Consider the following 23,834-nt stretch of genomic DNA (forward strand, 5'->3'; position numbering starts at 1 on the left):
ACACTGCCGTTCATATCGGAACTTTCCGGCCGGCAGCGCTCGCCTTCCTTTCTGCGGAGCTGAATCAGTGCATCAACGCGGTACCCTTGCAACTCTTCCCTTCACGGTACGATGGCTGCTTCTGATCGTGCTGGCCGGTATTGCCAGTGTGTCAATGAGTGTCATCGGGCTGCCCGGCGGCCAGTTCATTGGCCCCATGCTGATGGCCATTGTGCTCGCACTGAACGGTATCTCGCTCACCATCCCGCGTTCCTGGTTCAACCTTGGGCAGGGAGCCATTGGCATCATGATTGCGCAGGCGATCACCTTTGCCGTGCTCGCCACGCTAGCCAACTATTGGCTGGCGATGCTGATATTGACCTTCCTGACCCTGCTGATGAGTTTTCCGGTCGGTATTCTCAACGTGCGCTATGGAGGAATGCCGGGCAGCACTGCCGCCTACGGCACAACGCCGGGCGCGGCATCGGTAATGGTAGCGATGGCGGAAGACAACGGCGGCGACCCTCGGGTAGTGGCCGCGATGCAGTACATCAGGGTCGTATGCGTGGTACTTACGGGCGCGATAGCGGCCCATTACCTGCGCAGTGCCGATGTTGCCCCATCCTCCGCCATTGATGGCACACCTCAGCAGCCGCTGCATATCGCCATCACGATCGTGCTGCTGGTGGCGGGTTCGGCCATTGGTCGCCGCCTGCTCCCGGGAGGCGCGCTGCTCGGTCCGGTACTGCTGGCGGCACCGCTGCATCTCGCCGGTTGGGTAGCTATTGATCTGCCTACACCGCTGGTATCGGTGGCCTACGCAGTCATCGGCTGCTATGCGGGGCTGCGTTTTGACCGCGAGACGCTGCTCTACGTGCTGCGCGCCATTCCGCTGATGGTTATCTCGGCGCTCTTGCTGATTTTGCTGTGCGCGCTATCGGCTGCCTTGATGCTGCACATCATGGGCACTGATTATCTCAGCCTTTATCTGGCCAGTAGCCCCGGCGGTCTCGATTCAATGACGATCATCGCCATGGATACGCACGCTAACGTGGGCATCGTGGCTTCACTTCAGATACTGCGTCTGTTTGCGGTGGTGTTTATTGGCCCGTGGATGGCAACCCAAATTGCCAAATTTGCCAAACCTGGCTCAGCGGGCAGCTAGCACTCGCCTTTGGTAAAAGGGAGATAGCAACGCTTCGCTGGTCGCGCGACCATAGGCAGGCGAGCACCGTGCGCACTTTGTAGAGAAACAGTGCCGAAAAACCGGCCAGCGCCGCGTGTTTCGGCGCGGCACGGCTGCCGTGCGCGAAGCTACGTTACTTCCTTCCCTTATTATCAAGGACAGCACCATGAGCACTGCTATCGCCCTTCCTCTCGACCAGCAATGCGTACTGGTGACCGGCGGCGCACGCGGTCTAGGCCGCGCCATCAGCCTCGCCTTCCTGCGTGAAGGCGCACGGGTCGTCATCAACTATCACCGCAGTGAAAACGCCGCCCAGCAGCTACAGCACGACTTCCCCGATCAGGCTCTCGCCCTCAAGGCAGATGTTACCCAGCCTGAACAGCTCGTTGCCCTGGCAGCCCAGGCGCAGCAACACTTTGGTCAGCCGATTTCCACCGTGGTGAACAACGCGCTGGTAGGGTTCAGTTTCAACGGTGAAGCCCGCACGCCTCTTGAACATATGGAGTGGCGCGAGCTGAATCAGCAGTTTGAAGGCAGCGTTCAAGGCGCTCTCAACTGCGTGCAGGCGACCCTTGGGGGAATGCGCGAGCTGGGATTCGGGCGGATCGTGTCGATTGGCACCAACCTGTTCCAGAATCCGGTGGTGCCCTATCACGATTACACCGCCGCCAAGGCTGCGCTGCTGTCACTTACGCGCACCATGGCACAGGAGCTGGGGCCGGAGAATATTACCGCCAACATGGTCTCGGGCGGTTTGCTGCGCAGCACTGATGCCTCCAGCGCCACCCCCGCAGAGGTGTTCGAGATGATTGCCGCCAATACCCCGTTACGCCGCGTGACCACGCCGCAGGAATTTGCCGACGCGGTGCTGTTTTTCGCATCGCCCTGGGCACGCTCGGTCAGCGGTCAGAATCTGGTGGTTGATGGCGGACTGGTAAAGGATTGATTCAATGACAGCTACTTTGAAGCAGGCACATTTCAACGTTTTCCTGTTTGGCGTCGGGCACCATCGCGCCGCCTGGCGCCAGCCGCACTCTCAGGTAGAGCGGCTGGGCGATGTCAGCTTCTACGAGGAGCTGGCGCAAACCGCAGAACGGGGCAAGCTGGATGGCGTATTCTTCGCCGATGGTCATGCGGCGATCGAACTGAGCGATGGCCCGCGCTGGTTCCTTGAACCGATCACTCTGCTCTCGGCCATGGCTCGCGCCACCGAGCGCGTCGGCCTGATTACCACGATCTCCAGCACCTTCGGCACGCCCTTTCATACCGCACGCCAACTGGCATCGCTCGATTACATCTCGCATGGGCGTGTGGGCTGGAATCTGGTGACCTCGATGTTTGATCCTGAAGCGCGCAATCACGGCTTCGACAAGATGCCGGCACACGCCGAACGCTATGCCCGCGCCGAAGAGATGATTCAATCCGCCCACGCTCTCTGGGATAGCTGGGATGATGGCGAGCCAGGCATGGCGCGCGACGGTTGGTACGCTGATGCCGAACGTGTGCGCGCAGTGCACCATCAGGGGCGCTTCTTCCGCACTGAAGGGCCGCTCACCGTGCCCAGACCACCGCAGGGGCATCCGGTGCTGTTTCAGGCGGGCGCCTCCGAGCAGGGGCGCGACCTGGCTGCGCGCTATGCCGAGGCAATTTATGCCGTCGCCTGGGATATCGAATCCGCGCAGCGCTACTACCGTGATATCAAACGCCGTGTGCGCGCCGCAGGGCGCACCGTCGATGTGCCGATCATGCCGGGGCTGGTTACTTACGTGGCCGCTACGGAGGCCGAAGCGCGTCAGCAGCAGCAACAGCTTGATGAAATGCTGCCGGTCGCCTCGTCGCTGAGTCAGCTTGAGTTCTTCATTGATCAGGATTGTTCACAGTGGGAACTTGATGCGCCGGTTCCTCCGCTCCCGCCGCTGGAAGCGTTCAACGGCCCCAAGGGGCGCTACGCCACTATTTTGCGCATTATCGAGGATGAACAGCCCACCCTGCGGCAACTGCTCGGACGGCTGGCCGCCGGTGGCGGACACTGCACCATGGTGGGTACGCCAGAGCAGATCGCTGACAATATCGAGCACTGGCTCGACAACGACGCTGCGGACGGTTTCAATCTGATGCCGCCCACACTGCCTGCCGGGCTTGATGACTTCGTGGATCAGGTGATTCCTGAGTTGCAGCGTCGTGGCCGCTTTCGCCGCGACTATTGCGGCACCACCCTGCGTGAACACCTTGGTCTTGAGCGCCCTGCACGCCATTGAGCAGGGGGCAGCCACCCCATCGCTATTTTTTATGGCCCACGATCAAGGAACATATCGCCATGCCCACCACCGTGATCAATGTGGTTGCAGGCTGCCTGTTGGATCAGCAGCAGCGCTTGTTGGTGGTGCGCAAGCGCAACACCCAGCGCTTCATGTTGCCGGGCGGCAAGCCGGATACCGGAGAGTCGCCCCTCACCACACTTGCCAGAGAGTGGCAGGAAGAGCTTGGCGTGCAGCCGGATGGCGAGATCAAGCTACTGGGCACCTTCAGCGCAGCCGCCGCCAATGAGCCGAATTGTCAGGTAACGGCGACCATCTTTTGCGTTGAGGGCATGTCCGCTGAAGCCATTACCTGCGCGGCTGAAATCGAGGAGTTCCGCTGGCTTCCTATTGAACATTCAGCCACGCTGCCACTGGCCCCCTTGCTGGAAACACAGGTTCTGCCCGCGCTCAAGGCAGCGCACGGCTTCTAACCCACGCAGTTGCCCACAGCGCACTGCCCAAGGGTTGTACTTTGATGTAAACACCCAACACTACTCTAACGGCGGCGAGCAATTATCAGGCACAACCACAAGCGGCGTTGATAAAGGCAAGCAGGCAATTTGAACCGTTATTAACGGCGCGCCGGCAGTATTGTATTCAGACTAGCCCCGCTGGGCATACGTTCTCTTCAGGTAAGCAAAGGCAGCCAATCAATGAGTCAGTGTGAGCAATTACAGGGAAATACGTTTGGCGAGCGCGTGGTCAATTTCAATCTTGGCCTGCGCTACGAAGGTGCCTTGCCGGAGGGATTTCGGGTCATCAATCCTTTTCTGGAAAATCCCGATACCCCTAACGTGATGCGCCAGTTTTACGACCGCTTTTATGCGGATAACCAACAGCGCCGCATGTTGATCGGTATCAACCCCAGCCGCCATGGCGCGGCAGTGACCGGCATTCCCTTCACCGATACCAAGCGCCTTGAAAGCGATTGCGGTATCAGTGTGCCGTGGGCACACACCCATGAGGTATCGTCGGTATTTGTCTACGACATGATTCGTGCCTATGGCGGCGCCGAGCAGTTTTATCGCGATATTTACATTAACTCGCCCTTCCCCCTGGCGATTGTTCGGGATAAAAACGGCAAGGAAGTCAATGCCAACTATTATGACGACAAAGCGCTGTTTGCCGATGTCGAAACGTTCATGATCGAATCCATGCGCGCCCATATTGCGCTGGGAATTGATACCCGCAAAGGATTTGTACTCGGCAAGAAAAACCGCACCTTCATTGATAAGCTCAACAAACGCGCTCATCTGTTCGACGAACTTGTTACTCTTGAGCACCCCCGTTATATCCAGCAGTACAAATCAAAAGACAAACCGTTTTATATTGATAAGTACCTTAGAGAGCTGCGCGGGTAATAAAAAGAAAGCCTGCTTTTCGGCAGGCACGGCCCGGTTAAGGCTCGGAACAGTATCATGCAGAAAATTCCTTGATAGGCATCTGAGACAGGATTATAGTTCCTCCCATAACGCCTTTGGCAGTAAGCCCTTCCAACTATCCCGGTCGGTGCCGAGCCCAAAGGCTTTTTTGCACGGATTTCCGAGGCGCGATGTCAACGGCAATACTCGTGGATGCAGGCTTTTTTGTGAAGCGCTTCCGCCACATAGAACCCAACAATGCTTACAATGGATCACGAGCCGCCGAATGCCTATTCAGATGGGCTATTTTACACCTATCAAATCCCGGAAACCGGGCCCGACGTGATCTCTACCGTATATTTGTCTACGACTGCCCACCTTATAGTGGCAAGCAACATCATCCCATCACAGGCAAGGCTATCGACTTCTCCAGGAAAGATGAATTCAAATTCCGCACAGAATTTCATCGGTCATTACTTACCAAACGCAAAGTTGCCCTACGCTTAGGGCAGTTATCTCAAGATGTAAAGTGGACAATCAAACCTGCGAAGATAAAAGAGCTTCTCAAAAGAAAAATAACAGTAGATGAGCTTTCCGAAGAGGATGTCACCCTTACCTTTCGCCAAAAGGGAGTCGATATGCGCCTGGGGGTTGATATTACTTCTCTCGCATTAAAGTCTCAGGTTGATCAAATCGTATTGATCTCCGGAGACGCAGATTTTGTTCCTGCCGCAAAAATCGCAAGGCGTGAAGGCATCGACTTCATACTGGACCCGATGAAGAGTCACATTCATGAAAGCCTTCAAGAACATATTGATGGCCTTCACACAACATGCGTCAAGAAGGTCTATTCCAAATATAAACAGGAAATACCGGCATTAAAAACAGGAGATTTACCGCCTTCTTAAAAACAGAAGGCTGAATAATTACCGTTCCACATTAAGATCAATGGACAATATATTCAATATGGATCAATATTATTATTCATATTAGATACCTCTTCCCATCCCCTCCAAAAAAAGCTGATGCACGCGCGTGTCCTGGGAAAGCTCGGGATGAAAAGCGCAGCCCAATAGGTGCCCCTGCTGCACTAACACCGGCTGGTTGTCGCGTTCGGCAAGCACCGTTACGCCATCACCGACGTGGGTAATGGCAGGCGCTCGAATGAAGACCATTTCAAGTGGCCCACCGCTCAGCGCGGTGGAGCCTTTGATAATGGCGGAATCGAGCTGCCGACCATAGGCGTTACGCTGCACGCTTACGTTCAGCAGGCCGAGGCTTTGCTGCTGCGGTTCAACTTCACGGGCCAGCAGAATAAGGCCCGCGCAGGTGCCCAGCACAGGGTGTTCGGCAGCGAAGTCGGTCAATGCTTGCAGAAGTTGATCGCGCGCCAGAAAACGCAGCATGGTAGTGGATTCACCACCCGGCAGGATAATGCCGCGAATATCATTCAGCTCTGCGGCGCTGCGTACCAGCACCGGCTCGGCCCCGAGCAGCTTGAGCCGTGCGGCATGCGCCTGATAAGCGCCTTGAACGGCCAATACCCCTACCCGCATCGCCATTATTCACCGCGCCCCTGTAACCATTGGTGCTGCTCCAGCGCAGCGACTGCCAGCCCCTTCATGGCCCCTGTGCATTCAGCGCTGCATGCCGCTACGATTTCCGGATCATCATAGTGGGTGCAGGCCCGCACGATGGCACGCGCACGCTGCTCGGCCTCTTCGCGGGGGGCATAGGTATAGCCATCGCTCATGAAGATGCCGGAGCCGACAAAAATGGCTTCCGCCCCCAGACTACGCATCAGCGCCGCATCTGCGGGGGTGGCGATACCGCCCGCCGAGAAGTTGGGCACCGGCAGTTTACCTTCCCTAGCAACCTGCTGAAGCAGCTCCACCGGTACGCGATAGTCACGGGCAGCCACATAAAGTTCATCCTCGCGCAGTGACGTGACGCGCTGAATATCCGCCATGATCTGGCGCATGTGCTTCACTGCATGCACAACATCACCGGTGCCTGCTTCACCCTTGGTACGGATCATCGCTGCGCCTTCGGCAACACGCCTCAGCGCTTCACCGATATCACGCGCACCGCACACAAAGGGCGTATCAAAGTGGTGCTTGTCGATGTGATGCACTTCATCGGCGGGCGTCAATACTTCGCTTTCATCAATAAAATCAACGCCCAGGCTTTGCAGCACCTGCGCTTCCGCGAAGTGGCCGATCCGCGCCTTGGCCATTACAGGAATCGAGCTGACCTCCATGATCTCCTGAATCAAACGCGGATTCGCCATGCGCGCCACGCCGCCTTCCGCACGAATCTGGGCCGGCACCCGTTCCAGCGCCATCACGGCGGTCGCCCCTGCTGCTTCGGCGATCCTCGCCTGCTCGGCGGTACACACATCCATGATGACGCCGCCCTTGAGCATCTCTGCCAAACCGATCTTGAGGCGCATACGCTCATCGCGGGATATGTTGGAAGGAATTGTCGCTACCATCTGCCTGACTCCTGAACTGACCAGCCCAATTACACGCTCGACCACGAGCGGAACGAATAACGCGATGCTGGCTTAAGTCACGGCAAAACAACAGATACACTAGCAGTACAATTCAACCGAACTGTACTGACAAAAGTAGCGGTACAGCGGCCCCCATGGATAAACAAAATGACCAAGCCAGGCGGTGAAGGCGCGCTCATTACCCGCGTCATGAATGATATTCGCGACAGAATCGAGCGTAGAGCGCTTAATCATGGAAATCGTCTGCCTTCCATTCGGGCGCAGGCGGCGGCGTTGGGGGTGTCCAAATCCACCGTGGTGGAAGCCTATGAACGGCTGGTTGCCGAAGGCTTGATCGAAGCGCGGCGTGGCTCCGGCTTTTTTGTCAGTGACCGCCTGCCGCCGTTCAACATCGCTGACGCTGGCCCGCGTATCGAACGCGAGATAGATCCCGTGTGGGTAACGCGCCAATCACTGGATACCGGCAGCGACACCTTAAAACCGGGGTGTGGTTGGCTACCCGAGAGCTGGATGCCTGATGAGGCCATTCGCCGTGGCCTGCGTACCCTGGCTCGTAAACCGCTGGCGCCGCTGACCAGCTACGGCACGCCGCAAGGACTACCAGCGCTGCGTCAGTTGCTGGCCCGACGTATTCGGGAGCGCGGCATCAACGCATCGCCCGCGCAGCTGATGCTGACCGAATCCAGTACCCAGGCCATCGACCTGCTGTGCCGGTTTCTGCTGGAACCAGGCGCTACCGTACTGGTGGATGATCCGTGCTACTTCAGCCTGCAAGCGATGCTGCGCGCGCACCGCGTCAATATTGTCAGCGTTCCTTACACTCCAAATGGCCCTGACCTGCGCGCTTTCGAGCAATGTCTGCTGCACGATCGGCCACGCCTCTATATCACCAATGCCGCGCCGCATAACCCCACGGGCGCTACGCTCACCTTCGATACGGCCCATCGCGTACTGCGTCTCGCTGAACAGCATGGTTTGACGATTATCGAAGATGACGTTTTTGCCGACTTTGAAACAACGCCATCACCACGCCTGGCCGCGCTGGACGGACTACAGCAGGTGATTCACATCGGTAGCTTCTCAAAAACGCTGTCGGCCTCGGTGCGCGTGGGCTATATCGCTGCGCGTGCCGACTGGCTGGAAGGATTGGTGGATCTCAAACTGGCCACTGCCTTTGAATCAGGCCATTTCTCTGCCGAACTGCTGCTGACGCTGCTCGGCAACGGCACCTATCGCAAGCACATGGAGGCGGTCAGGCGGCGGCTGGCGGAAGCCACTGCGCAAACGCTTGCCAGCGTACGGCAGCTTGGCATGACGCCGTGGCTAGAGCCAAGTGGGGGGATGTTTTTATGGGTTGCGCTACCAGAGGGACTGGATGCAGCGACCATCGCTCAGCAGGCGATCAAGCAGCAGGTACTGCTCGCACCAGGCAATGTGTTCAGCCTGTCGCAGCGTGCCAGCCATTTCATGCGCTTTAATGTGGCGCAATCGCTGGAGCCGCGCATTTACGAGGTGCTGGGGGAGATCATCCAGCAGCAACGCCCGGCGGCTCTCTTTTCAACAGAAGCCGGTCAGAAACAAAGCGATGCTGGAATTTAGCCCACGATCGGCAGAATGCCCAGCCGCGCCAGCAGAAAGCCGCCCCATACCACGGCAGCAAACAAAGCACTGACAAAGACCGCCGCTGAGCCAAGATCCTTGGCGCGTCCTGATAGCTCGTGAAACTCGCTGCCGATGCGATCAACCGTCGCTTCAACCGCCGAGTTGATCAGTTCAGTGATGATGACCAGCAGCGCGCTGCCCAGCAGCATCAGCCAGCCCAAAAAGCTGTTCGCCAGCCAGAACGTGGCGGGAAAGCACAAAATCGCCAGCACCACTTCAAGCCGAAACGCCTGCTCGGAGCTCCAGCCCGAGCATAGCCCGCGCCATGAGTAGTGCGCCGATTTTATTAGCCGGGAAATACCGGATTGTCTAGGTTTCATTACACAAAGCTCATTGTCGAGTGCCCACACACCTGCTTGAGGAAACATCTGCGGGCGCCCGTGAAAGATTCAAATACCCTACCCTTCACTCACAGAATGGTCATCAGCCAGGCGCAACATTACACGGCGCTATTCATGTTCAAAACGCTCAGCGGCCCGAGTGATCACACTTCACTATGGCGGAAGCGACAGCTTGCTTCTCGCTCATAGGCACCCTTGAGGATGCCTCTTTCCGGTACGGTTGGTTGCTGGGGGCAGGCAGTCGCCGCGCAAGGCCATCCTGCCTGGGGAGAACCATCCCAGCGCCGCGCCGCCACAGCATTAGTTATGAGCGATAATGGTGTCCATATCGTCGGCAACGGCTTCCATCACCTTCGACCAGGTCAGATAAGGGGTAGCCGCACGCCCCTGCACCAGCACCGCGAAGGTGCCCCAGCGCCCTGACTTGCCGCGAAAATAGCCTGCAATGGCGCGTACCGGCACGGGATCATTAAGGGTGCCGGTCTTGACCATAACGCTATTCTGAAAGTCTCTTGAACCGTGCCGAATATGGCGCGCCACCCCGTTACTAGGGGTTTGCATACCCGCCGAAAAGGTCGGGAAGAGTTGCGGCTGGTGATACATATAGTCCATGAGCGCAGTCAAACCGCGTGCGCTGGTATGGCTTTCCGGCGTCAGGCCACTGCCGCTGCCCAATGTCAAAGGCCCATGGCCTGGCACCTTATCAACGAAGCGCTTGAGTGCTGCCGTGCCGCTGGCAAGACTGGCTGGCGTCGCGGCCGATAGATCAACGGTCAGCATATCCGCCATGAAGTTGTTGGAATAATTGAGCATATCCATCAACGCCATTTGCAGCGGCTGACTCTGTACCGAGGCCAGCAAGGAGGCATTGCGCGGCGTTACGGTGTTGCTGACGGTAAAGCCTTCCGCCACCGACACGCCGGACTGCTGGAACAACTGACGCAGTGTGGTCATGGTTTCCTGCGCCGGATCAGAGGCCGAACGGTACACCGAGGTGGGGCCAGAGGAAGTCGATATCTGTCCGGTGATCGTCAGCGTATCCTTGCCACCAGAGGTGGTACGGCGCGCGCTGAGCTGGGTGGGCTGTGAGTCGCCCACTGTTTTCACCTTGTTGGTGACCGGCAAGAGCGGCGTAGCGCTGAAGCACCCGGCGACGCGCGCAGGGCTTCCCGGCACGCCCGGAATCACCTGGGTGCACCAGGCAGCATAATCAACGGCCACTGGCGACAGCAGCGCGTCATAGGAGTGCGACGACGTGGCGCGAGCCTGACAGCGATCCGTCACGACGCAGGGCGTTGGGCCGAACGGCCACTGGGAGAGCACCACACGACCGGTGACCCGCTGAATGCCCTGGGCACGCAGCTGCTGCACCAGTGTCCAGTAGCGCTCCGTGGTCATCGCAGGATCACCGCCGCCATCCACGATCAGATCACCGTGTAGGGTATTGCCACGTACCTGCCCAGAAGAGTAGAGGCTCGTAGTGAAGCGGTGCTGGGGGCCGTAGCGGTCAAGCGCGGCTCCGGCAACATAGAGCTTGGAGAGCGATGCCGGCGTCAGCATCGCGCGCGGCTGCTGCTGCGCGACGACCTGTCCGCTGTCGAGCATTTTGACTTCCGCACTGATATCGAAGTCATTACCGGCCAGATTGGACAGGGAAGGCAGACCAACTGCCCGCGCCACCAGCGGCACCGAAAGTAGCAACAGTACAACGCATAGCGATGCCATCGACTGCCAGTATTTACCGCCTTTGAGGTTATATGCGTTGCTCACCGACCCGCTTGCTCCTCTCGTTAACCGATTTTTTGCCTCCCATGTACGGACGCACCCACTGCCTGACCCGCCAGACTGGTTAACAGTCTAACCAATCCTCACGCATTTTGCCGGAGCAATTCGACCTGCAAGCGCCACAGTTGTTGCCCGCTGCGATGATACTTCTCCTCAAAAGGCGTCAAGGCGGGCGAGGCCGGTACAAATGGTTCAACCGTCGGCGTAATGCCCGTCACCAGTTGGGTCGCCTGCGCAAATTCTTCTACATAAATATGCCAGTTCGAGCGCAGTTCCAGCCTTCCTCCCAGCCGTAGAATCGTTGGCAGCACAGGATGTCCCTGCCAGCGCTGTTTCAACAACCCCGGTTTGGGATAAGGATTGGGATAAAGCAGATAGTGCTGCGTGGGGCGCCAGTCCGCGGCCAGGGCCAGCCGCCAGAAGTCCACCAGATCGGCGCGTACCAGCAGCGCGTTGTCGGGCAACCGGCCATGGTCTCTGGCGAGGCGATCTTCACTGCGATCAATGCCGATCACCACGGCTTCAGGATTCTGCTCAGCCAGACGTCGGGTTGATAGCCCCACGCCGCAGCCGGCATCAATAATCAAGGCTCTGTCGGCCAGCGGCGCACGCCACTGCTGAGCATGTTCGAACGCTAGACGGCTGTGCTCGGCCACGGGCCGCCGCCAGGGATGTTGCAAGGCGCGCTCGACGCGCTGTGCAAGGCCGTGATGTACGCCACGCTGAGAGCTTTCAATAGGAGAGGAGTTGGCCTGCATGAAGATTGGTCCGGGCAGAGAGATTCAGGCCATAGGGTGAAGCAAGTGCGAAACCGGCGCATAAGTCGCTTCTAACCATATGACGGAGTGATAACGGCAATGTTATCATTACGCAACATTTAAGCGCGCCCGCGGTTCTCCTTAGCGGGGAGGCCGCTTTCGCCACGCTCGCAACCTTGATATTTGCGATGCCACGGCGCGATACACCAGTTCATAACGGCCGCCGATAGTATTCCGGTAGTGGCTCCTATCGTGACATCAAGTACCGATAAAGCCTATCGACCACCTATCGAGACCGTGACGCAAGATGAGGATAGCGGCTTGTCATACTTACCAGTGATCGTTGGGATGGGTGGCATCAATCCGGCGGGCAGAACCTCTGGCCACCAGGCGTACCGCCGCACGGTGCTTGACGCCCTGCCCGCGCAGCAGCGACACCATACGCTGCTTGGGCTTGCTTCATTGATGGGCCTTGCACAGTGCGACGACCAGGGCAACTGGGCCGATAGTGAAGGCACGCCTTGCAGCGCCGAGGAAGTGGTGAGTCGTCATCAGGAGTACATCGCTCGTCACACGCTGATTCGCCGCACGGAAGAACCGGCCTTTGGTGAAGCGGGTATTCCGGCCAATCGCTCCACTACGCTCAATCTTGCGGAGCCTATCGAATTCACCCTGCGCAAGCGCGATCTTCCTGAAACGCCGCCCAGTGAGTGGCAGATCAGCGAAGTCGATAATCGTCGCGTCAAGATACAGGTACCGGCGGGCGATTTTGCGGTGCTGCTGCCCGATCATCGTACTCCGCTGGTCAACAGTGCCGCCCAGCTCCCCACAGGCTTCGAACCCACTGCGTTCTATCGCAGCGTGCACCATCCGCGCGCTCTGGCAATGACTGTGTTCGGCGCCTCTGACTGTATTGGTCAGAGCGGTCTTGAGTGGCAGGATATTCTCGATCGCCTGTCGCCCGATCAAATAGCGGTATATGCCAGCAATTCGACCGGCCAGCTCGATCAGCAGGGCTGGGGTGGCCTGCTGAAAAGCTATGTGACCGGCAGCCGTGCCACTTCCAAGCAGATGCCGCTGGGTTACGGGCAGATGCCCGCCGATTTCCTGAATGCCTACGTGCTGGGCAATGTGGGTACTACCGCTGGCCTGCTGGGTGCCTGCGCCACCTTCCTTTACAACCTGCGGCTGGCGGTAGAAGACATTCGCAGCGGACGTCGCCGTGTAGTGATGGTCGGCACTGCCGATGCACCGGTCACGCCGGAGGTCATTGAGGGCTTCCGTGCCATGAGCGCGCTGGCCGATGACAACAGCCTCAAGGCGCTTGATGCGCTGGAGCTGCTGACCGACAGCGACTATCAGCGCGCCTGCCGGCCCTTTGCCGAAAACTGCGGCTTTACCATTGGTGAAGCCGCCCAGTTTGTGCTGCTGATGGACGATCATCTGGCGCTTGAGCTGGGCGCTGAGGTGCTCGGTTCGGTGCCCGATGTGTACGTCAATGCCGATGGCTGGAAACGTTCCATCTCGGCCCCCGGTATCGGCAACTATATTACGCTGGCCAAAAGCGTGAGTCTGGCAACCTCGATTCTTGGGGAAGAAGCGGTGCGCCAGCGCAGTTTTATTCACGCCCACGGCACCAGCACGCCGAAAAACCGCACCACTGAATCCCATGTGCTTCATCAGGTCGCCAGCGCCTTCGACATCGAACAGTGGCCGGTGGCCGCGATCAAAGCCTACCTTGGACACTCCCAGGGCACTGCGGCCGGCGATCAGATCGCCAGTGCGCTAGGCACCTTCCAGCACCAGATATTGCCCGGTATCGCCAATCTGCACAGGGTACCCGACGATGTTCATGCCGAGCGCCTGGTTCTGCAACGTCAAGCCAGCGAGTGTCACGCTGATGTTGGCTTTATCAATGCCAAGGGCTTTGGCGGCAACAATGCCAGCGCCCCGCTGCTGTCGCCCGAGGTGACCGAACGGCTGTTGCGCCAGCGTCATGGTGAACACGCCATCACTGAATGGAAGCGCAAGCGCGAGTCCGTGCGTGAGGCTTCTCTCGCCTTCGAAGAGCGCTCGCAGACAGGCCATTTCGATCCGCGCTATGTGTTCGGTGAAAACGTGCTTGATGGCTCCGAACTGGAGATCACCAGCACCTCGGTGACGCTGCCGGGCTACGCCAACAGTATCTCGCTGAAGGTGGATAACCCCTTCGGCTCGCTCAGCTAAATCGAGCAACCTACAGGCTGCCTTTGTAGAAAGTATCTCTATAGAAAGGTAGACATCCTATCGACGGTGGCGCACATTCATGCGTCACCGTTGCTATTTTCATAATGACATTGTCGCCATGCCAACCATTGTCTATCCGGGTACCTTTGACCCGATCACACTCGGCCATCTCGACCTTATTACGCGAGCAGCCCCGCTGTTCGACCGCTTGGTCGTCGCCGTCGCCGACAGCAGTGCCAAAAAACCGCTGTTCGATCTTGAGCAGCGTATTGCGCTGGTCAAAGAGGTTATCGGGGAAGCTGACAATATTGATGTCATCGGCTTCGATACCCTGACCACCGAACTGCTGGATTCACTCGGTGCGAATGTGATGCTGCGCGGGCTGCGCAGTGGCACCGATTTTGACTATGAGTGGCAACTGGCGCGCATGAATCAGCTACAGCGCCCCGGCACTGACAATCTGTTCATGATGCCCTCCCCCTCGGTCTCTGCGATTTCCTCAAGTTTTGTGCGCGAAATCTCCAGGATGGGGGGCGATATTTCACGTCTGGTGCCTGCCGCGGTGCAGCGCGCACTTGCTGAACGTCAGCAGAAGGAGCGTTAAATGGCACTGATGATTACTGATGAGTGCATTAACTGCGATGTGTGCGAGCCTGAGTGTCCAAACGAGGCGATCTATCCGGGCGATGAAATCTACGAAATTGATCCTTCCCTGTGCACTGAATGCGTAGGGCATTTTGATGAACCACAGTGCCAGCAGGTATGCCCGGTTGACTGTATTCCTCATGATCCCAGGCATGCCGAAAGCTGCGATCAGCTGCTTGCGAAGTATCAGTTGATTACCTCGCAAGCCCAGTGACTGTTTTTCGCGTGACACACCTTGACTGATACCAGCCCGCGCCCCGCACATGTGCCCGCTAGCCAGGTGTGGCGATTGTCCTGGCCCATTATCCTGTCGAATATCAGCGTGCCGCTGCTGGGGTTGGTGGGTACAGCGGTCATCGGCCACTTGCCTGATGCCCGCTACCTTGGCGCAGTCACCCTCGCCACTACCCTCTTTAACATGCTGTTTTGGGCGTTCGGCTTTTTGCGCATGGGCACCACCGGCCTTACGTCGCAGGCTCACGGACGCCGCCATGACAACGAAGCCCGTGCCCTGCTGCTGCAATCGCTGGCCCTGGCGGTCAGCGTCGGTGTTGCGTTGATTGTGCTATCGCCGTGGCTGGTGCCCGCCGCGGTGCGTCTGATTGGTGGCGCACCGGAGGTTCAGGCGTTAGCGATCAGCTTTGCCCACATTCGCATCTTCTCGGCACCCGCCGTACTGTCCAACTACGTTATTCTCGGCTGGTTCCTGGGCCAGCAGCGTGCACGCACCACCCTGCTGCTGACCATCACCAGCAACGCCGCCAATGTGGCATTGACCCTCGCGCTGGTACTGGGAGCAGGACTGCACAGCGATGGCGTGGCCTGGGCAGCACTGGTGGCCGACTACCTTGCGCTGGGGCTGGGCATCGCGCTGGTCATACGCCATTCACACCGCCTGAGTAGTCAGTTCGCGCTGGGCATGCTGGGCAATATGGAGCGCTATCGCGCACTGTTTCAGGTCAACAAGCATCTGTTCATTCGCACTCTGGCGCTGCTGTTTGTGAATTCGTTTTTTACCTCACGAGGAGCCGCCTCAGGCACCACCATACTGGCGGCCAATGCGGTGTTGCTTGAGTTCATTATGCTCACTTCCTACGCGCTGGATGGCTTCGCGCAGGCCGGTGAAGCTCTGACGGGACGTGCAGCAGGAGCACAACGGTTCGATCAGTTTGGTGCAGCGGTGCGCGCCTGTGCCAGATTTTCGGTCTATACCTCATTGGGAGCGGCGCTGATTTTTGCCCTGGCTGGCCCGTGGCTGATTGACGTGCTGACCAGTATTGATGCCGTGCGCCAGGCCGCGCGTGAATATTTGCCGTGGCTGGTAGCGATGCCGGTCATCGCGGTATGGAGCTATTTAATGGATGGCGTGTTTGTAGGCGCCATTGCGACCCGCCCGATGCGTGACACCCTGCTGCTCTCCGTGGCAGTGTTTCTACCGGTCTGGTATCTATCGCAGGGGCTGGGCAACCATGGACTGTGGCTCGCATTCACGCTATTCATGGTCGTTCGCTCGGTCAGCCTGAGCGCGATCTACGTACACCACCGTAGAGGGATCTGGGCGGACGCCGCCACTCGGCACGAGCTGCACTGATGGAATAGCAACCAATAGGAGCGTCTTTTGTTAACCGAATCCAACCACACGGCATCCCATGCACCGCGCCGCCAGTGGGGCCTTGAGGCGTGGGACGTCATCATTCTGGTACTGGTCGCGCTCAGTCTGGTACTGATTTTATTCGACTCATTCTATCGCTTCACGCCGCTTCCCTGGCTGCTCAATGTGATCTGGCCCGCGTTGGATCATCAGGCCCACTGGCTCTCTGACCACGCCAGCCAGATTGATGTCTGGTTTCTGACCATCTTCTGGATTGATATTCTCGCTGGCTGGCTAGTGGCGATTGTTCAACGCCGCTACCATCGCTGGTTCTTCTATCCGTTCGTGCATTGGTATGACGTGCTCGGCTCCCTGCCCATCACCAACTTCCGCTGGTTCCGCATTTTGCGTGTACTGGGGCTGATGGTACGGCTGCAAAAGAGCGGCTGCGTCGATTTCACGCAATGGCGCTTCTTCCTGTTTTTCCAGAAGTATTACAACATCCTCATGGAAGAACTCTCTGATCGCGTTGCGGTGAAACTTCTCACCACCGTTCAAGAGGATATTCGTCACGACGGTGATCTTGGCGCCAATATCAAGGAGAGCGTCATTGATCCGCAGCGTGAACAGCTGTCAGCAGAGATCGCTACACGGGCTTCCGCACTTATTAACGAAGTACGCGCACACACCAGCGCCGACGTGGAAGGCTATCTGGTGGATTCCACGCGCAAGGTGCTGGAAGACAACGCCAATATTCGTATGCTGAAAAGCCTGCCATTTGGCAAGCAGCTATCGCACTCGCTGGAGAGCGCTCTGATTGATGTTCTCACCCAGCTATTGAGAGAAACCAGCAAGGGGCTTGAATCAGCAGAATTCAAATCTTCCGTGGAGCGTATCGTGGGCCACTGCGTCAACGACGTATTGGCTAACCCCACGCTGAGCGAGGGGCAGTTCGAAACGATACTGGTGGATACCCTGGAAATGCTGAAAACCAGAGTCGAGAAGAAGCGCTGGAAAGAGCGCTATGACGATCAGTAGCCGATACCAAACTTATCCGGCGGCATCCAGGTGATGCCGCCCGCGCTTTCAAAGTGAACCCAGCGGGCCACCGCCCTTGGCGCAGGCCCGCTGAAGCTACCGGCTAGCGCAACATCCAGTCGATCACCCGCTCAATCTGTTCATCCCAATAGCACCATTGATGATCGCCGGGGCCTTCGCTGTAATCGACGGCAATTCCGGCGGTGCACGCCGCATTCAGAAAGCGCTGGTTGGGCTGATAGAGGAAGTCTTCGGTGCCACACCATTGATAGAGCCTGGGGGCCGTGTCGGAAGCAGCGGAGAACTGTTCCACCAGCGTCAGCAGATCATCATCACTGCCCGCAGGAGAGCGATCACCGAAGATCAGCCGCGCATCGGGGGGAGGGTCGGCCCGTGTGGCGACGTCTGCAATATCCAGCGATCCCGACAGGCTGGCGGCGGCGGCAAAGCGGTGTGGTTCGCGCAGCGCCCATTTGAAGGCGCCATAGCCACCCATCGAAAGCCCTGCCACGAAGGTGCTCTCACGCTGCTCCGAGAGCGGAAACAGCCGCCCGGCAACGCTCGGCAGCTCATTCGACAGGAAATCAAACCAGCGTGGCCCGTAGGCCATATTGCAGTAAAAGCTTCTGCCGCTGGAAGGCATGATAACGGCGATGCCGCGCTCATTTGCATAGCGCTCAACGGCGCTATAACGGCACCATGCCGCTTCGTCATCCCCCAACCCATGCAACAAATAGAGCGTTGGCCACGGCCCCTGCCGGTGCTCGGGCACAATTGCTTGCAGGGAGGTATCAACCTCAAGCACCTCGGACCTGAACCTGCATGTCAGCAATGCCATGAAATCCCCCATTGTGTGATGTACCACCGACACTAGCACCGCACAGGCTGGAGCGCAGCACAGCGAACGTAGCACGTTTAGATGGCATGCTGGGCGCGCCGACGCGCCTTTGCACAGGCCGAATCATGAATCTGCGCGGCTTACGGTTGGGCAAAGGCCGGACACAATGCGTCACATAACCCCAACACCCGTTCAGGATAAATTTCTGGTTTCTACGGTCACACTTTGCTGAAACAGCTTTAAACAGCGGTTCATGCTTTACAAAAAGGGTTCATACCATGCTCATTTCGGTTCAGGCGCTTCGCGCAGCGGCAGCCTGGCTGGTGGTCTTCCACCATTTCATGCAGGTGTTCTTTGACTTCCATGCGCACACGGTTACCGGCCACCTTCTCTCCACCCGTGGTCAGGTAGGCGTTGATGTTTTCTTCATCGTCAGTGGCTTTGTGATCTACCTGTCGAGCGCCAACAAGCGCCCGAATTCGTCGCGCTTCATACTTGAGCGAGTGGTGCGCATTGCCCCTGCCTACTGGCTGTTCACGCTGCTGACGGCGGCCATTATTTACTACAACGCCAGCGTAATGCCCCCTTACGGGCTTGATGCCAGCTCATTGCTGAAATCGCTGCTGTTCATTCCTACGCAAAATCCTGCGCATTTCGGCTATTACCCGATCCTGCCCGTCGGCTGGACACTCAATTTCGAGATGATGTTTTACCTGCTGTTTGCGCTGTCGCTGCTGGTCGGCAAGAAATACCGCGGCTTTGTCACCGCAGGGCTGGTCATTGCGATTAGCTGCTGGGCGGCCCAGACCTCCTGGATTTCCACGTTCTATGCTCAGCCGGTTATCTATGAATTCCTGCTTGGCATCGCGCTGGCGTTCGCTTTCCAGCGCAACTGGCTGCCAGCACTCCACGGCAAGTGGCTACTGCTGCCCTTCGCTATCGCAGCGGCTTCCATCGCGACCATTCTCTGCTTCGATGACCAGAATCCATACCGGCTATTCACCTGGGGAATTCCTGCCGTGCTGCTGGTCGCTTCTTTCATTACGATGGAACCGTTATTCAAGCATCAACGCTGGCTGAAACACCTCGGTGACTGGTCCTATTCGGTCTATCTGGTGCATATCATTATTCTCTGGGGCGCAGCTGATCTGCTTCACGAGAAGCTTGGCTTCACGCCGCATCAAACCCTGCTGGTTTGCCTGCCCATTATCATGCTGCTGTCGTGGGGAAGTTTCACCCTTATCGAGATTCGCTTCTCGCGTCTGTTGAAGCAGCTACTGGGCCTCTCTTCCTCCAGGAAGTCGGCCAGCTCATCGTCGAACAAGGTACTCAACGCAGAAAAAACGGCCTGATACCTGCCACCTTCCAATACAACAACGCCCGCAGGAATATTCTCCCTGCGGGCGTTGTTGTAACTGGCAGTGGTAACTATTAGCCGCAGCTTAGCTGGGTAATTCTGCCGCTGCCGTCAACATGGATATCAACCCGTTCGGCACGGTAGTCCATGGTGGCAATCGTTTGGGGAGTGAGGACGCGCTGGATGCTGGCACCGCTGCGCTGAAGGATTTCCGAGAAGATCTGCTGATTGCCCGGCTTGCCAGCGTAGCCTTCCAGCTCACTCACGTTGCATTGGTCGCTCTGCACATTATCACTTGGCAGCGCCTCGCTTCCCCCTTGGCGACCCGTCGCTTGACTGGCGCTGCTGGTGGGGGCTGTCGTGCTGTTGCCCTGCGCTGCGGCATTGCCCTGAGTGCTAGTGGAGTAAGCGCCCACGCCTTCCGGCGCTCCGACAATCTCTTCCGTCTGAGTGCTGGAACAGCCGCCCAGAATGACACCCGCAGCCATCAGCGTTAATACAGGTACAAGATGAGTTCCCTTCACGACATCACTCCCGAGTTCACAGTTATTGAGCTGCCACATCACGCGCCGAACGCACGCCCTCGGCCAGTTCGCTGGTAAGTTTTGCTACCTGCTGTGCGGCTTCGTCGGCAGTGGCTGCCTTTTCAACACACTCCACCAGCGCCGAACCTACGACAACCGCATCGCTGAACCGGGCAATCGCACGCGCCTGCTCGGCAGTACGAATGCCAAAGCCTACGGCCACCGGCAGATCAGTATGCGTTTTGATTCGCGCTACCGCTGCCTCTACGTCAGCCGGGGTGGGCGCTCGCGCACCAGTGACACCTGCCACAGATACGTAATACAGGAAACCTGATGTATTTTCGAGCACCTTCGGCAGGCGCTTGGCATCCGTGGTGGGCGTTGCCAATCGAATAAAGTCGATATCAGCCTGACGCGCAGGCAGACATAGTTCGTTATCGTGCTCCGGCGGTAGATCCACCACAATCAAGCCGTCAACGCCCGCTTGCCTGGCATCGGCGAGAAACGCATCAACGCCATAGCGATAGATCGGATTATAGTAGCCCATCAGCACAATGGGCGTGGTGTTATTCTCTGCGCGAAAGCGACGCACTACATCAAGCGTTTTACGCTGGGTCTGGCCGCCTTCAAGGGCACGTAACGTAGCTTTCTGAATAGCCGGGCCATCAGCCATCGGGTCGGTAAACGGCATGCCCAGTTCGATAACATCGGCACCGTTGTCAGCCAGCGCCTTCAGCACCTGGAGAGTACCTTCAGGGTCAGGGTCGCCCGCCATGACAAAAGTCACCAGCGCCGCCCGGTTCTGTTGTTGAAGCGCCTCGAAGCGCTGCGTGATACGAGTTGCCATCAGCGGTTCTCCTCTGTGCCATGTTGATCTTCGTTACCTTCCTTGCCCGGCACGCCCACATATTCCCCATTACGCTTCAGATACTCGGCAACGCTCGACATATCCTTGTCGCCGCGACCGCTCAGGCTGATCACCATCAGGTGATCGCTGGGCAGCTGCGGGGCAATCTTGAGCGCGTGCGCAATGGCGTGTGCCGATTCAAGCGCGGGAATAATGCCTTCCAGATGACAGCAGCGTTTGAAGGCTTCGATCGCTTCGTCATCGGTGATCGAGACGTATTCCACCCGCCCTGTCGTAGAGAGATAAGCGTGCTCAGGGCCGATGCCGGGGTAATCAAGCCCCGCCGATACCGAGTGCGCATCCTTGATCTGCCCATCATCGCTTTGCAGCAGATAGGTGCGGTTGCCGTGCAGCACTCCCGGCTCCCCACCGTTAAGGCTAGCCGCATGTTCGCCGGTAGCGATGCCGTGACCGCCCGCTTCAACGCCGATCATCGCCACACTGCTATCGTTGAGCATCGGGCCAAACAGCCCCATGGCGTTGGAGCCGCCACCGATACATGCCACCAGAGAATCGGGCAGACGGCCCTCTTTCTTCAGCATCTGCTCACGGGTTTCGCGGCCAATTACCGCCTGAAAATCGCGCACCATCGCGGGATAAGGATGAGGCCCTGCCACGGTGCCGATGATGTAGAAGGTGTCATCGACGTTGGTCACCCAGTCGCGCAGCGCCTCGTTCATGGCGTCCTTGAGCGTGCCGGTACCGGAAGTGACGGGCACTACCTCGGCGCCCAACAGCCGCATGCGGAACACATTCGGCTCCTGACGTTCGATGTCGGTGGCGCCCATGTAGATCACGCACTTCATGCCGAAACGCGCCGCAACGGTCGCCGTCGCAACACCGTGCATACCGGCACCGGTCTCAGCGATGATGCGTTTTTTCCCCATCTTGCGCGCCAGCAGAATCTGCCCGATGCAGTTATTTATCTTGTGCGCGCCGGTGTGGTTCAAATCTTCACGCTTCAGATAAATTTTGGCACCGCCCAGCTCCTCGGTGAGGCGCTCGGCGTAATAGAGCGGATTAGGGCGCCCGATGTAATCGCTCTGGTAGTAGGCAAGTTCATCGCGAAATGCCTTGTCGTGGCGTGATTCCTGATACGCCTCCTCCAGTTCGAGAATCAGAGGCATCAGCGTTTCAGCAACAAAACGACCGCCAAAATCGCCATAGAACCCGTAAGGGTCCGGCCCGTCGGCGTAGAGAGGTGCAGAAGAGGTCATGGCTACCATCCTGTTATGCAATGAATATCCTGAGATTGAGCACACTCTAGCTCACCAGCAGCAGGAGAAAAACCGATAAAAAGGCAGCCATATGTGAGAAAAACTCACATACAGAGCATCACCTTTCACGGTATCATCAGTGATCGTTGACCGAGAATGCTCGCCCGATGAGCGCAGCGCTTTCATCCAGCGACACTACGCGAGCGCTAACCTTCAACGAACCGGCGTTCAAACAGGCCATGGGTATACCCTATAACACGGGAGCCTCGCTACAGATGCTGTTCGATTCAAGCCAATACCGTGCCCGATCTATTGGAAGGAGCTTCGATGACGCGTGATCCGCTGCCTTCACTGACCGCACTGCGCGCTTTTGAAGCGACCGCACGCCTGGGGTCCGCCAGCGCAGCCGCTGATTCTCTTCATCTGACTCATGGCGCCATCAGCCGCCAGATCAAGGCACTGGAGAGCGAACTGGGCACCCCGCTGTTCACGCGGCATGGGCGGCGTTTGGTGCTCTCCGCTGAAGGTCAGGCGTTTGCCGATCGCTGCACGCAAGCCTTCGATATCATTAGCGCTGCACGCCGCACGCTTGAGCGCACACGGGAAGGAGCGCCGTTGGTACTTACCTGTACAGGCAGCCTGCTGGCACGCTGGCTGATTCCTCGGCTGCCGCGCTTGAATAGCGAGCTTCCGGAGCTGCGCTTGCACTGGGTTTCTGATGAACGCGAAAGTGCTGCGGCAGAGCAGGATATTGACGCACATCTGGTATTCACTGAGCCAAACCCGGCAAATACTCACCAGCGTATCTTAGCCACCGAGCGCATTGGCCCCGTTATTGCGCCTCAGCTTGCCGCACAACTCGGCCTTGCGGCGGGCAGCGCCTCACATTCAGTGCTCAACCAGCCACTGCTGCATACGCTCTCGCGTCCGCAAGCCTGGCCCCAGTGGGCACGCTTGTACGGTATCGACGAGAAAGAACTACAGCTCGGACAAGGGTTTGAACACCTTTATTATCTGCTGGAAGCCGCCGAAGCGGGGCTTGGCATCGCCATCGCGCCACAGTTGCTGGTGGAAGACGCCATCGAAAGTGGACGCTTGATCGCTCCGTGGGGATTTGCAGCCACTGATGCCAGACTGACACTGATCAGCCGCGAAGATCTAGGAGCCACCGCCCAGCGACAGCTCAACGAACTGGGCAACTGGCTGGAAGCGATGCTCGCCTTACCCCTGCCTTCAAGACGCTGAAAGTGTGCGTAGTCACAATAAAAAATCCGCCGTTCAGGAGTACCGAAGCGGCGGATCTGTGTCGCTGACCAATCTGGCTCAGCCGTGCTTTTTATGGCACGCGGTATATAACTTCATCTGATCCATTTGACGCTGGATACATTGGGTATCGGTTCCTGCACAGCGCACGCGTGTCCAGGTTGTCGGACAATTATCGTGTGCAGCAGCAACGACATTGGTTCTCACCGTTGCAGGGCGCTCAGGAGAGCCTCCACCACTGGAACAGCCCGCCACTACCAGCGCTGCCGCGCATGCCAACCAAACTTTCATTCACTCTCCCCACTTTTTACGCCATATGCAGTTCAACCGGCCGCATCAGA

General features: G+C 58.0%; 23 protein-coding genes. 14 read left to right on the plus strand and 9 right to left on the minus strand.

Annotated features, from left to right (window positions below; all coding sequences use genetic code 11):
• The first annotated feature begins 67 nt into the window (after positions 1-67).
• The 6 genes from L881_RS0100120 to L881_RS0100145 all read left to right on the plus strand — a co-directional run bounded on the left by L881_RS0100120 (position 68) and on the right by L881_RS0100145 (position 5,734).
• On the plus strand, positions 68-1,144 hold the full coding sequence (locus tag L881_RS0100120; protein WP_025731710.1) for an AbrB family transcriptional regulator: 1,077 nt from the start codon (positions 68-70) through the stop codon (positions 1,142-1,144).
• A 187-nt stretch (positions 1,145-1,331) separates the two neighbouring features.
• Entirely contained in the window at positions 1,332-2,111 is a 780-nt protein-coding gene (locus tag L881_RS0100125; RefSeq protein WP_025731711.1) for a 3-oxoacyl-ACP reductase, read from the plus strand.
• Positions 2,112-2,115: 4 nt separating this feature from the next.
• Positions 2,116-3,423 (plus strand): LLM class flavin-dependent oxidoreductase, encoded by a 1,308-nt coding sequence (locus L881_RS0100130; protein ID WP_211238866.1) that lies wholly within the window; start codon positions 2,116-2,118, stop codon positions 3,421-3,423.
• 59 nt (positions 3,424-3,482) lie between these two features.
• Positions 3,483-3,896 carry an NUDIX hydrolase gene (locus L881_RS0100135; protein ID WP_025731713.1) on the plus strand — a complete coding sequence of 138 codons (414 nt, stop codon included), beginning with the start codon at positions 3,483-3,485 and terminating at the stop codon, positions 3,894-3,896.
• A gap of 222 nt (positions 3,897-4,118) precedes the next feature.
• On the plus strand, positions 4,119-4,826 hold the full coding sequence (locus L881_RS0100140) for an SMUG2 DNA glycosylase family protein (RefSeq protein ID WP_025731714.1): 708 nt from the start codon (positions 4,119-4,121) through the stop codon (positions 4,824-4,826).
• Between the two features lie 191 nt (positions 4,827-5,017).
• Positions 5,018-5,734 carry an NYN domain-containing protein gene (locus L881_RS0100145; protein ID WP_025731715.1) on the plus strand — a complete coding sequence of 239 codons (717 nt, stop codon included), beginning with the start codon at positions 5,018-5,020 and terminating at the stop codon, positions 5,732-5,734.
• 81 nt (positions 5,735-5,815) lie between these two features.
• On the opposite strand, the gene pdxT is transcribed toward L881_RS0100145, so the two are convergent.
• Together pdxT and pdxS are read right to left on the minus strand one after the other, a co-directional pair.
• Positions 5,816-6,388, minus strand: a complete 573-nt coding sequence (gene pdxT, locus L881_RS0100150) for a pyridoxal 5'-phosphate synthase glutaminase subunit PdxT (protein WP_025731716.1) — start codon at positions 6,386-6,388, stop codon at positions 5,816-5,818.
• Positions 6,388-7,320, minus strand: coding sequence for a pyridoxal 5'-phosphate synthase lyase subunit PdxS (gene pdxS / locus L881_RS0100155; protein ID WP_025731717.1), 933 nt, complete (start codon positions 7,318-7,320; stop codon positions 6,388-6,390). Before pdxS ends, pdxT begins: the two co-directional genes overlap by 1 nt.
• Before the next feature lie 168 nt (positions 7,321-7,488).
• Between pdxS and L881_RS0100160 the strand changes: the two genes are divergently transcribed.
• A complete protein-coding gene (locus tag L881_RS0100160) occupies positions 7,489-8,940 on the plus strand; it encodes an aminotransferase-like domain-containing protein (RefSeq protein ID WP_025731718.1) in 1,452 nt (483 codons plus the stop codon).
• Here L881_RS0100160 and L881_RS0100165 read toward each other — a convergent pair.
• The 3 genes from L881_RS0100165 to trmB all read right to left on the minus strand — a co-directional run bounded on the left by L881_RS0100165 (position 8,937) and on the right by trmB (position 11,887).
• The gene (locus L881_RS0100165) at positions 8,937-9,323 is read right to left on the minus strand and encodes a diacylglycerol kinase (RefSeq protein WP_025731719.1); all 387 of its coding nucleotides are present in this window, start codon (positions 9,321-9,323) and stop codon (positions 8,937-8,939) included. The genes L881_RS0100160 and L881_RS0100165 overlap by 4 nt on opposite strands.
• Before the next feature lie 321 nt (positions 9,324-9,644).
• Positions 9,645-11,114, minus strand: coding sequence for a D-alanyl-D-alanine carboxypeptidase/D-alanyl-D-alanine endopeptidase (gene dacB / locus L881_RS0100170; RefSeq protein WP_025731720.1), 1,470 nt, complete (start codon positions 11,112-11,114; stop codon positions 9,645-9,647).
• Positions 11,115-11,212: 98 nt separating this feature from the next.
• A complete protein-coding gene (gene trmB, locus L881_RS0100175; RefSeq protein WP_025731721.1) occupies positions 11,213-11,887 on the minus strand; it encodes a tRNA (guanine(46)-N(7))-methyltransferase TrmB in 675 nt (224 codons plus the stop codon).
• 348 nt (positions 11,888-12,235) lie between these two features.
• Here trmB and L881_RS0100180 point away from each other — a divergent pair, with 348 nt between their 5' ends.
• From L881_RS0100180 to L881_RS0100200, 5 genes are all read left to right on the plus strand, one after another.
• A complete protein-coding gene (locus tag L881_RS0100180; protein WP_025731722.1) occupies positions 12,236-14,113 on the plus strand; it encodes a beta-ketoacyl synthase in 1,878 nt (625 codons plus the stop codon).
• A 79-nt stretch (positions 14,114-14,192) separates the two neighbouring features.
• Positions 14,193-14,717: a pantetheine-phosphate adenylyltransferase gene (gene coaD / locus L881_RS0100185; RefSeq protein WP_245587901.1), complete on the plus strand. Its 525-nt coding sequence runs from the start codon at positions 14,193-14,195 to the stop codon at positions 14,715-14,717.
• Positions 14,718-14,972, plus strand: a complete 255-nt coding sequence (locus tag L881_RS0100190) for a YfhL family 4Fe-4S dicluster ferredoxin (RefSeq protein ID WP_025731724.1) — start codon at positions 14,718-14,720, stop codon at positions 14,970-14,972.
• A gap of 66 nt (positions 14,973-15,038) precedes the next feature.
• Positions 15,039-16,349: an MATE family efflux transporter gene (locus tag L881_RS0100195; RefSeq protein WP_342664088.1), complete on the plus strand. Its 1,311-nt coding sequence runs from the start codon at positions 15,039-15,041 to the stop codon at positions 16,347-16,349.
• Between the two features lie 27 nt (positions 16,350-16,376).
• Positions 16,377-17,387, plus strand: a complete 1,011-nt coding sequence (locus L881_RS0100200; protein ID WP_025731726.1) for a hypothetical protein — start codon at positions 16,377-16,379, stop codon at positions 17,385-17,387.
• Positions 17,388-17,490: 103 nt separating this feature from the next.
• On the opposite strand, the gene L881_RS12550 is transcribed toward L881_RS0100200, so the two are convergent.
• Positions 17,491-18,225, minus strand: a complete 735-nt coding sequence (locus tag L881_RS12550) for an alpha/beta hydrolase (RefSeq protein WP_034577930.1) — start codon at positions 18,223-18,225, stop codon at positions 17,491-17,493.
• A 278-nt stretch (positions 18,226-18,503) separates the two neighbouring features.
• Between L881_RS12550 and L881_RS0100210 the strand changes: the two genes are divergently transcribed.
• A complete protein-coding gene (locus L881_RS0100210; protein ID WP_025731727.1) occupies positions 18,504-19,577 on the plus strand; it encodes an acyltransferase family protein in 1,074 nt (357 codons plus the stop codon).
• A gap of 79 nt (positions 19,578-19,656) precedes the next feature.
• Here L881_RS0100210 and L881_RS0100215 read toward each other — a convergent pair whose 3' ends face one another.
• Genes L881_RS0100215 through trpB form a run of 3 tightly spaced genes read right to left on the minus strand, consistent with a single transcriptional unit; the run spans position 19,657 to position 22,230 of the window.
• On the minus strand, positions 19,657-20,106 hold the full coding sequence (locus L881_RS0100215; protein ID WP_169730587.1) for an I78 family peptidase inhibitor: 450 nt from the start codon (positions 20,104-20,106) through the stop codon (positions 19,657-19,659).
• A 22-nt stretch (positions 20,107-20,128) separates the two neighbouring features.
• Positions 20,129-20,953 carry a tryptophan synthase subunit alpha gene (trpA, locus tag L881_RS0100220; protein WP_025731729.1) on the minus strand — a complete coding sequence of 275 codons (825 nt, stop codon included), beginning with the start codon at positions 20,951-20,953 and terminating at the stop codon, positions 20,129-20,131.
• The gene (gene trpB / locus L881_RS0100225) at positions 20,953-22,230 is read right to left on the minus strand and encodes a tryptophan synthase subunit beta (RefSeq protein ID WP_025731730.1); all 1,278 of its coding nucleotides are present in this window, start codon (positions 22,228-22,230) and stop codon (positions 20,953-20,955) included. The genes trpA and trpB overlap by 1 nt, the downstream gene beginning before the upstream one ends.
• 327 nt (positions 22,231-22,557) lie before the next feature.
• On the opposite strand from trpB, the gene L881_RS0100230 reads away from it, so the two are divergent.
• Complete coding sequence (locus tag L881_RS0100230; RefSeq protein WP_025731731.1) at positions 22,558-23,475, plus strand: LysR family transcriptional regulator; 918 nt, start codon at positions 22,558-22,560, stop codon at positions 23,473-23,475.
• Positions 23,476-23,834 lie beyond the last annotated feature (359 nt).

The sequence above is a fragment of the Carnimonas nigrificans ATCC BAA-78 genome, from assembly GCF_000526695.1.
Taxonomy (GTDB): Bacteria; Pseudomonadota; Gammaproteobacteria; order Pseudomonadales; family Halomonadaceae; genus Carnimonas; species Carnimonas nigrificans.

Coding starts and splice junctions, on each gene's coding strand:
- L881_RS0100140 (WP_025731714.1), top strand. CDS start 4,119: ATGAGTCAGTGTGAGCAATTACAGGGAAATACGTTTGGCGAGCGCGTG.
- L881_RS0100145 (WP_025731715.1), top strand. CDS start 5,018: ATGTCAACGGCAATACTCGTGGATGCAGGCTTTTTTGTGAAGCGCTTC.
- L881_RS0100135 (WP_025731713.1), top strand. CDS start 3,483: ATGCCCACCACCGTGATCAATGTGGTTGCAGGCTGCCTGTTGGATCAG.
- pdxS (WP_025731717.1), bottom strand. CDS start 7,320: ATGGTAGCGACAATTCCTTCCAACATATCCCGCGATGAGCGTATGCGC.
- coaD (WP_245587901.1), top strand. CDS start 14,193: ATGCGTCACCGTTGCTATTTTCATAATGACATTGTCGCCATGCCAACC.
- trpB (WP_025731730.1), bottom strand. CDS start 22,230: ATGACCTCTTCTGCACCTCTCTACGCCGACGGGCCGGACCCTTACGGG.
- L881_RS0100190 (WP_025731724.1), top strand. CDS start 14,718: ATGGCACTGATGATTACTGATGAGTGCATTAACTGCGATGTGTGCGAG.
- L881_RS0100230 (WP_025731731.1), top strand. CDS start 22,558: ATGACGCGTGATCCGCTGCCTTCACTGACCGCACTGCGCGCTTTTGAA.
- L881_RS0100130 (WP_211238866.1), top strand. CDS start 2,116: ATGACAGCTACTTTGAAGCAGGCACATTTCAACGTTTTCCTGTTTGGC.
- trpA (WP_025731729.1), bottom strand. CDS start 20,953: ATGGCAACTCGTATCACGCAGCGCTTCGAGGCGCTTCAACAACAGAAC.
- L881_RS0100210 (WP_025731727.1), top strand. CDS start 18,504: ATGCTCATTTCGGTTCAGGCGCTTCGCGCAGCGGCAGCCTGGCTGGTG.
- L881_RS0100180 (WP_025731722.1), top strand. CDS start 12,236: ATGGGTGGCATCAATCCGGCGGGCAGAACCTCTGGCCACCAGGCGTAC.
- L881_RS0100160 (WP_025731718.1), top strand. CDS start 7,489: ATGACCAAGCCAGGCGGTGAAGGCGCGCTCATTACCCGCGTCATGAAT.
- trmB (WP_025731721.1), bottom strand. CDS start 11,887: ATGCAGGCCAACTCCTCTCCTATTGAAAGCTCTCAGCGTGGCGTACAT.
- L881_RS0100125 (WP_025731711.1), top strand. CDS start 1,332: ATGAGCACTGCTATCGCCCTTCCTCTCGACCAGCAATGCGTACTGGTG.
- L881_RS12550 (WP_034577930.1), bottom strand. CDS start 18,225: ATGGCATTGCTGACATGCAGGTTCAGGTCCGAGGTGCTTGAGGTTGAT.
- L881_RS0100165 (WP_025731719.1), bottom strand. CDS start 9,323: ATGAAACCTAGACAATCCGGTATTTCCCGGCTAATAAAATCGGCGCAC.
- pdxT (WP_025731716.1), bottom strand. CDS start 6,388: ATGGCGATGCGGGTAGGGGTATTGGCCGTTCAAGGCGCTTATCAGGCG.